The sequence below is a fragment of the Streptomyces longispororuber genome (genome assembly GCF_014656095.1).
Lineage (GTDB): Bacteria > Actinomycetota > Actinomycetes > Streptomycetales > Streptomycetaceae > Streptomyces > Streptomyces longispororuber.
Genome location: NZ_BNBT01000015.1, coordinates 78,448 through 87,793, shown reverse-complemented (window position 1 = coordinate 87,793; position 9,346 = coordinate 78,448). Strand labels below are relative to the sequence as shown.

At 77.4% G+C, this 9,346-nt stretch carries 8 protein-coding genes and 1 pseudogene; 7 read left to right on the top strand and 2 right to left on the bottom strand.

From position 1 onward, the window contains the following. Together IE330_RS08020 and IE330_RS08015 are read right to left on the bottom strand one after the other, a co-directional pair. Positions 1 to 925: SDR family oxidoreductase (locus IE330_RS08020; RefSeq protein WP_190135170.1), on the bottom strand; the 925-nt coding region annotated here is incomplete at its 3' end. Positions 926 to 1,133: 208 nt separating this feature from the next. Continuing rightward, a complete protein-coding gene (locus IE330_RS08015) occupies positions 1,134 to 1,328 on the bottom strand; it encodes a DUF2795 domain-containing protein (protein WP_190135169.1) in 195 nt (64 codons plus the stop codon). A gap of 404 nt (positions 1,329 to 1,732) precedes the next feature. Here IE330_RS08015 and IE330_RS08010 point away from each other — a divergent pair, with 404 nt between their 5' ends. From IE330_RS08010 to IE330_RS07980, 7 genes and pseudogenes are all read left to right on the top strand, one after another. Continuing rightward, on the top strand, positions 1,733 to 2,629 hold the full coding sequence (locus IE330_RS08010) for a glycosyltransferase family 2 protein (protein ID WP_190135168.1): 897 nt from the start codon (positions 1,733 to 1,735) through the stop codon (positions 2,627 to 2,629). Continuing rightward, positions 2,599 to 3,495, top strand: a complete 897-nt coding sequence (locus IE330_RS08005; RefSeq protein WP_190135167.1) for a glycosyltransferase family 2 protein — start codon at positions 2,599 to 2,601, stop codon at positions 3,493 to 3,495. Before IE330_RS08010 ends, IE330_RS08005 begins: the two co-directional genes overlap by 31 nt. Before the next feature lie 208 nt (positions 3,496 to 3,703). Further along, positions 3,704 to 4,687, top strand: coding sequence for a UDP-glucuronic acid decarboxylase family protein (locus IE330_RS08000; protein ID WP_190135166.1), 984 nt, complete (start codon positions 3,704 to 3,706; stop codon positions 4,685 to 4,687). Between the two features lie 112 nt (positions 4,688 to 4,799). Next, positions 4,800 to 6,461, top strand: coding sequence for a carbamoyltransferase family protein (locus IE330_RS07995; protein WP_190135165.1), 1,662 nt, complete (start codon positions 4,800 to 4,802; stop codon positions 6,459 to 6,461). Then, the gene (locus tag IE330_RS07990) at positions 6,461 to 7,639 is read left to right on the top strand and encodes a glycosyltransferase family 2 protein (RefSeq protein ID WP_190135164.1); all 1,179 of its coding nucleotides are present in this window, start codon (positions 6,461 to 6,463) and stop codon (positions 7,637 to 7,639) included. The genes IE330_RS07995 and IE330_RS07990 overlap by 1 nt, the downstream gene beginning before the upstream one ends. Continuing rightward, entirely contained in the window at positions 7,636 to 8,319 is a 684-nt protein-coding gene (locus IE330_RS07985; protein ID WP_190135163.1) for an HAD family hydrolase, read from the top strand. Before IE330_RS07990 ends, IE330_RS07985 begins: the two co-directional genes overlap by 4 nt. Beyond that, a pseudogene (locus IE330_RS07980) lies at positions 8,316 to 9,332 on the top strand (glycosyltransferase family 9 protein); the annotation flags it as partial. The gene IE330_RS07985 and the pseudogene IE330_RS07980, both read left to right, overlap by 4 nt. Positions 9,333 to 9,346 lie beyond the last annotated feature (14 nt).

The window sequence follows — 9,346 nt, the reverse complement described above, 5'->3', positions numbered from 1 at the left end:
CGGCGAGCGCGAGGCGGCGCAGCGCGGTGCGGCGCCGGCCGCCCCAGCCGCCGTGTACGGCGCCGTCGCCCGGCGCCGGTACGTGCAGGTTGCCGTGGCCCGCCGGGGCGGACTCCTCGCGGGACAGGTGCGTCTTGTCCGCCTGCCGCGCCATCATCCGCTCCACCGCGCCGGGCGCCACCCGCGACTGCCACACCAGCGAGCGGCCCAGCGGCCCGACGACCACCTCGCGCCGCGGCTTCCGTACCAGGTCCACGACGGCGCGGGCCACGCGCTCGGGGCTGTAGACGGGCGGCATCGCCAGCGCCTTGCGGCCCGTGTAGTTCGCGGCGTGCTCGAACAGCGGCGTGTCGATCGTGGCGGGCAGCACCGTGCAGACGCGCACGTGCCGCGCCCCGTCGAGGCGCAGCTCCTGGCGCAGGCTCGCGGCCAGCGCCCGCACCGCGTGCTTCGACATGCCGTAGGCGTGCGTGTACGGCTGGGCGACCACGCCCACGATCGAGGACACGTTCACCAGCGTGCCCCGGCCCTGCTCGCGCATCACCCGCAGCGCGGCCCGGGCACCGTGGACGTACCCCATGACGTTGACGTCCAGAACCTTGCGGACGTCCTCCAGCGGAACCTCCAGGAACGGGCCGAAGACCGTCACCGCCGCGGAGTTGACCCACACGTCGATCCGGCCGAACCGGTCCACGGCGCTCCGGGCGAGGTCGTCGACCGCCTTGGCGTCCGTCACGTCGGTCGGCACGACCAGCGCCCGCGCGCCCCGGTGGCGCTCGCACTCCTCCCGGACCGCCTCCAGCGCCTCCTCCCGCCGCGCGGCCAGCACCACCGAGCAGCCCTTGCGGGCGAACGCCAGGGCGGTGGCCCGTCCGATGCCGCTGGACGCCCCGGTGATCACGACCACGGAATCACGTACGCGCACGGCCGACCCCTCTCTGTCGCTTCTCTGCTTCTCCCCGGCACGTCCCGCGGCCATGCGGCCCGGGACGTCCGTCGACCGCTGAGCGGGTGCCCACGAGAGCCGATGCCACGCCGGGCGGCGGGCGGCGACCGGGAGGCACCCGGGCCGCCCTCCCCGCCGCTGCCCGGAGCAGCGGCGGGGAGGGCGTGCGCGGGTCCGGCCCGGCGGGCTACTCGTTGTCGAAGACGGCCTTCTGGACCTCGTCCGGCCCGTCGAAGCTGTCGGTGGAGGCGTTGGACAGCTTCTCGACGAGGCCGTCGTCCGCGCCGTTGTCCCTGGCCAGCGAGACCAGGTCGTCGCGGCTGGAGGGATAGGTGGCGCCCTTGAGCGCCTTCTGCAGGTCGATGGGGCTGATGCTGGCCATCACGGTCTCCTTGCTGAACGGGAAAGCTGGACGGGAAAGCCGAACGGGAATGCCGAACGGGAGAGCCGAACGTGGAACAGGCCCCCCTGTGCACCGCTGTACGCCGGTCTCACCGGCGGCTCCATCGTGTCCACAGCCGGTGACGCCGCGCACGTCGAAGGCGGTCCGCCGCGTCCACAGCCGGTGACGCCGCGCACGTCGAAAGCGGTGCGCCCGGCGTCCGCAGGCGCGGACCGCCGGACGGAGCCCCGGGTGCTCCCGGGGCGCGAGCGGGGCCCGCGGCCGGGCCGCGCCCACCCACCCGTTCGGCGCAGCATGCCTGGGCACGGGGTCACCCGTGCCCCACACAGTGGTCGCATGAACCGCCGCACCCGACGTCGCCGACCCCCGACGTCCCCCGGCTCATGAGCCGCCGCCCGCACACCGGCATCGTCATCGCCACCCGCAACCGCGCGGACAGCCTGGCCCGCACGCTGCGCCAGCTCCTCGCCCTGCCCGAGCAGCCCGAGATCGTCGTCGTCGACAACGCCTCCACCGACGACACCAAGGTCCGGCTGGCCCGCGACTTCCCGCAGGTCACGCTGGTGCCCCTGCGCGCCAACCACGGCGCGGTCGCCCGCACCCACGGCGTGCGCGCCCTGCGCACCCCCTACGTGGCCTTCAGCGACGACGACTCCTGGTGGGCCCCCGGCGCCCTGGAGCGCGTGGCCGAGCTGATGGCCGCCCACCCCCGCCTCGGCCTGGTGTCCGCCCGCACCCTCGTCGGCCCCGCCGAGGAGCCCGACCCGCTCAACGACGTCCTCGCCACCTCCGCCCTCGGCCCGGCGCACGACCTGCCGGGCACCCAGGTGCTCGGCTTCCTGGCCTGTGCCTCCGTCGTCCGCCGCCACGCCTACCTGGACGTCGGCGGCTTCCACCCGCTGCTGTTCTTCGGCTGCGAGGAGACCCTGCTCGCCTACGACCTGGCCGCGCGCGGCTGGGGCGTCGCGCACTGCGCGGACGTGGTCGCCCACCACCACCCCGACCCGGCCCCGCGCAGCGGCCGCCCGGTCATCATGCGCCGCAACGAACTCCTCACGCTCTGGCTGCGCCGCCCCCTGTCGCACGCCCTCGCCCGCACCCGCGAGCTGGCCGCCGAGGCCCGCGCGGACCCGGCCGCCCGGCAGGCCCTGCGGCAGACCCTCGCCCGCCTGCCGGCCGCCCTGCGCGCCCGCCGACCCCTGCCGCCCCACCTGGAGCGGGCCGCCCGCACGCTGGACGGAGCACAGCCATGTCCGATCCCCGTACCACCGTCGTCGTAATCACCCACAACCGCCGCCCCGAACTCCTGCGCACCCTCGGCCACCTCGCCGACCTGCCCGAGCGGCCCCCGGTGGTCGTCGTCGACAACGCCTCCACCGACGGCACCGCCGACGCCGTCGCCCGCCACCACCCCGGGGTACGGCTGCTGCGCCCCGGCCGCAACCTCGGCGCCGTCGGCCGCAACCTCGCCGTGCGCGACGTCACCACGCCCTACGTGGCGTTCTGCGACGACGACTCCTGGTGGGCCCCCGGCTCCCTGTCCGGCGCCGCCGACCTGCTCGACCGGCACCCGGCCCTCGCCACCGTCACGGCGCGCATCCTGGTCGAGCCGCAGGGCACCGAGGACCCCATCGTCGAGGAGCTGCGCCACTCGCCCGTCCGCGGCCCGCACTGGCTGCCCGGCCCCGCCCTCGGCTCCTTCCTGGCCGCCGCGACCACCCTGCGCGCCGACGCCTTCCGCGCCGCGGGCGGCTTCCACCCGCGGCTCTGGCTCGGCGGCGAGGAGGAACTGCTCGCCGTCGACCTGGCCGCGAACGGCTGGTGGCTGACGTACGCGGACCACCTGACGATCCACCACCACCCGTCGCTCGCGCGGGACGCGACCAAGCGCCGCGCGCACGGCATCCGCAACACCCTCTGGTTCACCTGGCTGCGCCGCCCGGCAGGACCCGCGCTGCGCCGCACCGCGCACCTGGCCCGCACGGTCCCGCGCGACACCGTGTCGCTGCGCGCCTTCGCCGAGGCGGCCGCCGCCCTGCCCTGGGTGCTGCGCGAGCGCCGGGTGCTGCCCCGGGACGTCGAGGCGCGGATGCGGGTCCTCGAAGAGGCCCAGCGCCGCTCGACGGCCCGCCGCTACGTGGGCTGAGAGCCGCCACCCCCGCGCGGGGGCCGCCCCTCGCGCTGCGTCACCACCCGGACGGTGCATCCGGCCGTGCCGCCCCCGCCCCCGCGACGGACGCTGATGCGGAGATCGCGGAAACCTCCACGGGACCCGCCCGCCCCGAGGGCGCGGGCCGGGAGCCCGTACCGCTGTCGCCGCGTGCGAAGGAGCAAGACGTGCGAAGGAGCAAGAGATGAGCAGTGGTCAGTCCCGGACCTGGGAACACGCCGTCGTCACCGGCGGCGCCGGTTTCGTCGGCTCGCACCTGTGCACCGCCCTGCTGGCCGCGGGCACGGCGGTGACCTGCGTGGACGACTTCAGCACCGGCCGGCCCGAGAACGTCACCGAGCTGCTCGACCGCCCCGGCTTCCACCTGGTGCAGGCCAACGTCTCCCAGGAGCTGATAGTCGAGCGACCGCCGGACCTGGTCCTGCACTTCGCGTCCCCGGCCTCCCCGGCGGACTACCTCCGGCTGCCGCTGCACACCATGGAGGCCGGCAGCCAGGGCACGCGCAACGCCCTGGAACTCGCCCACCGCGCGGAGGCCCGCTTCGTCCTCGCGTCGACCTCCGAAGTCTACGGCGACCCCGAGCAGCACCCCCAGGACGAGCGGTACTGGGGCCATGTGAACCCGGTCGGCCCCCGCAGCGTGTACGACGAGGCCAAGCGGTTCGGCGAGGCCCTGACCACGGCCCACGCCGAGACCCACGGCACGGACACCTGCATCGTGCGCCTCTTCAACACCTACGGCCCCCGGATGCGCGCCCACGACGGCCGCGCCGTGCCCACCTTCGTCCGCCAGGCCCTGGACGGCGAGCCCCTGACCGTCACCGGCGACGGCGGCCAGACCCGGTCCCTGTGCTACGTCGACGACACCGTGCGCGGCATCCTCGCGGCCGCGGCGCACGGCATGCGCGGCCCGGTCAACATCGGCAACCCCACCGAGACCACCATGCTCGACCTGGCCCGGTTCGTCATCGAGCTCACCGGCTCCCGCTCGGACATCCGCTTCATCGAACGCCCGGCGGACGACCCGGCCGTGCGCTGCCCCGACATCACCCTCGCCCGCGACAAGCTCGGCTGGGAGCCGCGGGTGTCCGCCGAGGAGGGCCTGCGCCGCACCATCGACTGGTTCCGCTCCGCGCAGAGCCGCGGGGCGCCGGCCCGGGCGCGCTGACCCGGCGCGCCCGCCCCGCGCGCCCGACCCGGCCCCGCGCCACCGCCCGCCGCCGGCCCCGCCCCCGATCCGCCGAAGGTTCGCCTCCCTACGCCGAAAGACCTGGGACCCCATGCGCATTCTCGGAATCAACGCCCTCTTCCACGACCCCGCCGCCGCGCTGCTGATCGACGGCCGGACGGTCGCCGCCGCGGAGGAGGAACGGTTCTCACGCCGCAAGCACGGGAAGCGGCCCCTGCCCTTCTCCGCCTGGGAACTGCCGGAGCAGGCCGCCGCCTGGTGCCTGCGCCGGGCCGGTCTGCGCCCCCAGGACCTGGACGCCGTCGCGTACTCCTTCGACCCGCGGCTGGCCCGCCCGGCCGACGCCATGGGCCTGGACGACCCCTGGGACCACCTGCGGCAGACCTACGCGCGGGAGGCCCCCAACTTCCTGCGCACCGCGCTGCCCGGCCTGGACCCGGACATCGTGCGGTTCGTCCCGCACCACATGGCCCACGCCGCGTCGGGCGCCTTCGCCGCACCCGACGCCGGGGCGTCGTCCGTGCTCGTCCTGGACGGCCGCGGCGAACGCGCCTCGCACCTCGCCGCCCGCCGCGTCGGCGACCGCCTCGAACCCCTCCACGCCCAGGACCTGCCGCACTCCCTGGGCCTCGTCTACGAGGAGCTGACCGAACACCTCGGCTTCCTGCGCTCCTCCGACGAGTTCAAGGTGATGGCCCTCGCCTCCCACGGCACCCCGCGGATGCTGCCCGAGCTGCGCCGCCACGTGTACGCCACGGGCGACGGCGGGTTCCGGGCCACGGGCGTGCCCTGGCACGAGCTGTGTGCGCCGCGCGGCGCCGACGAGCCGTGGACGCAGGCCCACGCCGACGTGGCGGCCAGCGCCCAGGCCGTCCTGGAGGAGACCCTCCTCGACCTGGCCCGCTGGCTGCACGGCAAGACGCACGACAGCGTGCTCACCCTCGCGGGCGGCGTCGCCCTCAACTGCGTCGCCAACTCCCGCATCGCCCGCGAGGGCCCCTTCTCCCGGGTGTGGGTCCAGCCCGCCGCCGGTGACGCGGGCACCGCCCTCGGCGGCGCCCTGCTCCTCGCCGCGGGCGGCGGCGACGCACCCGAGCCCATGGCAGGGGCCGACCTCGGCAGGGACTGGTCGGACGCGGAGCTCGGCGCCTGGCTGAAGACGGCGGCCGTGCCGTTCGACCGGCCGCCGGACATCGCGGCCACCGTGGCCCGCGCCCTCGCGGACAACCAGATCGTGGCCTGGTTCCAGGGCCGCTCCGAGTACGGCCCGCGGGCCCTCGGCCACCGCTCCCTGCTCGCCCACCCCGGGCACGCGGGCAACCTGGAACGGCTCAACGACGTCAAGGGCCGCGAGCAGTTCCGCCCCGTCGCGCCGATGGTCCTCGCCGACCGGGCCCCGGACATCTTCGACGGCCCGATGCCGAGCCCGTACATGCTGTTCGTGCACGACGTGGCCGGGGAGTGGCGCGAGCGCATCCCCGCGGTCGTGCACGTCGACGGCACCGCGCGGATCCAGACCGTGGACCCGGCCGCGGAGCCGCTCGTCGCCCGCATGCTCCAGGAGTTCGAGCGCCTCACCGGCCTGCCCGTGGTCGTCAACACCAGCCTGAACACCGCCGGGCGCCCCATGGTCGACGACCCGCGCGACGCCCTGGAGTGCTTCGGCTCCTCGCCCGTCGACCTCCTGGCCATGGGCCCGTACGCCATCCGGCGCGGGGACGCCTTCCGCACCCACGACGACGAGGAGCTGTGATGGCGCACCCCCCGCGGGAGGCGCCGGACGCCGCCCACGACGGCGGCGCGTACGACGGCGGCGCGTACGAGGCGGTGCCGGGTGACGCCGCGTACGGCGACGGCGGGCCCGGGGAGGGCGGGTCCGGCGACACCGCGTACGCCGTGGTCGTGCCGACCCTCGGCCGGCCGAGCCTCGGCGCGTGCCTGCGGGCCCTCGCCGACGCCGGCCCGCCGCGCCCGGTGCGGATCGTCCTCGTCGACGACCGGCCGGACGCCGGTGCCGCGCCGCTGCCCGTGGACGTCCCGGTGCCGCTGCGCCCCCTCACCACCGTCGTACGGGGCCGCGCCCGGGGCCCCGCCGCCGCGCGCAACACCGGCTGGCGGGCGGCGGGCCGCGTGCCCTGGATCGTCTTCCTCGACGACGACGTGGTGCCCGGTCCCACGTGGGGCGACGACCTGGCCCTCGACCTGGCCCGGGCGACACACCGCACGGCCGCGGTCACCGCCCGCATCGAGGTGCCGCTGCCCGAGGACCGCAGGCCCACGGACTGGGAGCGCAACACCGCCGGGCTCGCCACCGCCCGCTGGATCACCGCCGACATGGCGTACCGGCGCCCGGCGCTTGAGGCCGTCGGCGGCTTCGACGAGCGGTTCCGGCGCGCCTTCCGCGAGGACGCCGACCTCGCCCTGCGCGTGCTCGCCGCCGGGTGGACCGTGGCCGCGGGGGACCGCACCACCACCCACCCCGTGCGCCCGGCCGACCGCTGGGTCTCCGTACGCGTCCAGGCGGGCAACGCCGACGACGTCCTGATGACCCGGCGCCACGGCCCCACCTGGTGGCGCCGGGCGGACGCGCCCCGGGGGCGCCTGCCCCGCCACCTCGCCGTGACCGGCGCGGCGGCGGCCGACCTCGCCTGCGCCGCCCTGCGCAGGCCCGCCGCGGCCTCGCTGTGCGCCGCCGCCTGGCTGACGGGCACCGCGGAGTTCGCCCTGGCCCGCATCGCCCCCGGCCCCCGGACCCCCGACGAGACGGCCACCATGGCCCTGACCAGCGTGCTCATCCCACCCGCCGCCACCTGGCACTGGCTGCGCGGGCAGGTCGTCCACCGCGCCACGCCGCCGCTCGGGCCGCACGAGCTCGCCGGGCCGCCGCCGCGCGCACCGCACCGGGCGGCCGGGGAACGGGTGCGCCCATGACCCGACCCGCCACCCCGCACCCGCCCGAGGCCCGCGGGCCCGCCCCGCCCGGCCCCTGGCTGTTCGACGGGCCCGCGGCGCCCCGCCCCGCCCGCGGCGCGCTGCCCGCGGCGGTCATCTTCGACCTCGACGGCACCCTCGTCGTCGACGTGCCGTACAACGGCGACCCGGCGCGGGTCGCGCTGATGCCGTCGGCGCGCGAGGCCGTCGCGGCGGTGCGCGCCGCGGGCGTCCCCGTCGGCGTGGTCAGCAACCAGTCCGGCGTCGCCCGCGGCCTGCTGACCCGCCGTCAGGTGGAGGCGGTCCGGGACCGGGTGGAGGAGCTGCTCGGGCCGTTCGCCGTGTGGGCGGTGTGCCCGCACGGCCCCGGCGACCACTGCGGCTGCCGCAAGCCCGCGCCCGGCCTGGTCCTCGCCGCGTGCGCCCGCCTCGGTGTCCGCCCCGCGCACGCCGCCGTCGTGGGGGACATCGGCGCCGACCTCGCGGCCGCCGGGGCCGCGGGCGCCCGCGGCATCCTGGTGCCGACCCCGGTGACCCGCCCGGAGGAGGTCGCCGCCGCCGGGACCACGGCCCCCGACCTGCTCGCGGCGGTACGCCTGCTGCTGTCCGCGCCCCCCACCGCGCACCCGGCCCGCCCGGGCGCCGCCGTCTCCCTCGACCGAGCGGCGGGTGCGTCGTGACGAACGGAGCCCGACCCCTGCCGCGGACGCTCGTCGTCCGCCTGGACAGCGCCGGTGACGTGCTCCTCGCCGGTCCCGCCGTCCGGGCCGCGGCGGCCGGTTCCTCGTACACCGCGCTGCTCTGCGGGCCGCAGGGCGCGCAGGCCGGGCGGCTGCTCCCGGGGGTGGACGAGGTGCTGGTGCACGACGCCCCCTGGGTGGGCCTCGCACCGGCACCGGTGTCCCGCCGGGAGACGCTGGACCTGGTGGACGCCGTGGCGGCCCGCCGCTTCGACCGGGCCCTGGTGCTGGTCTCGTACCACCAGAGCCCCCTGCCGATCGCCCTGCTCCTGAAGCTGGCCGGGGTCGGCTGGACGGCCGCCGACAGCGAGGACTACCCGGGCGCCCTGCTCGACCTGCGCCACCACCGCAGGCCCCGCCGCCACGAGGCCCTCGCCGCCCTCGACCTGGCCCGTGCCTGCGGCCTCGACCTGCCGCCCGGCGACGACGGGGGGCTGCGGGTGCAGCCGCCGCCCGACACCACCTCCCTCACCGGACCGGAGCCGTACGTGGTGTTCCACCCGGGGGCGGCGGTGCCCGCGCGGGCCTGGAGCCCCGAGCGGGCGGTGCGCGCCGCGGCCGCCCTGCACGCCGCGGGCCACCGGCTCGTGGGCGCCGGCGGCCCCGGCGAGCGGGACCTCACCGCGAAGGTCGCGGGGGAGCACGGCCTGGACCTCGGCGGCGCGACCGACCTGCGGCGCCTCGCGGGCGTCCTGGCCGGCGCGCGGGTGGCGGTGACCGGCAACACCGGACCCGCCCACCTCGCCGCCGCCGTGGGCACCCCGGTGGCCTGCCTGTTCGCGCCGGTGGTGCCCGCCGAGCGCTGGCGCCCCTTCGGCGTGCCGCACGTGCTGCTCGGCGACCAGGCCGCGCCGTGCGCGGAGAGCAGGGCCCGGCACTGCCCGGTGCCCGGCCACCCCTGCCTCGACGGGGTGGACGACGCGGAGGTGCTCGCCGCGGTGGCGGCACTCGCGGACGGCCCGGCCGA

Bases quoted from the DNA above. Each gene is read 5' to 3' on its own strand.
- IE330_RS08005 (WP_190135167.1), top strand. From the start codon at position 2,599: ATGTCCGATCCCCGTACCACCGTCGTCGTAATCACCCACAACCGCCGC.
- IE330_RS07990 (WP_190135164.1), top strand. From the start codon at position 6,461: ATGGCGCACCCCCCGCGGGAGGCGCCGGACGCCGCCCACGACGGCGGC.
- IE330_RS07995 (WP_190135165.1), top strand. From the start codon at position 4,800: ATGCGCATTCTCGGAATCAACGCCCTCTTCCACGACCCCGCCGCCGCG.
- IE330_RS07985 (WP_190135163.1), top strand. From the start codon at position 7,636: ATGACCCGACCCGCCACCCCGCACCCGCCCGAGGCCCGCGGGCCCGCC.
- IE330_RS08010 (WP_190135168.1), top strand. From the start codon at position 1,733: ATGAGCCGCCGCCCGCACACCGGCATCGTCATCGCCACCCGCAACCGC.
- IE330_RS08000 (WP_190135166.1), top strand. From the start codon at position 3,704: ATGAGCAGTGGTCAGTCCCGGACCTGGGAACACGCCGTCGTCACCGGC.
- IE330_RS08015 (WP_190135169.1), bottom strand. From the start codon at position 1,328: ATGGCCAGCATCAGCCCCATCGACCTGCAGAAGGCGCTCAAGGGCGCC.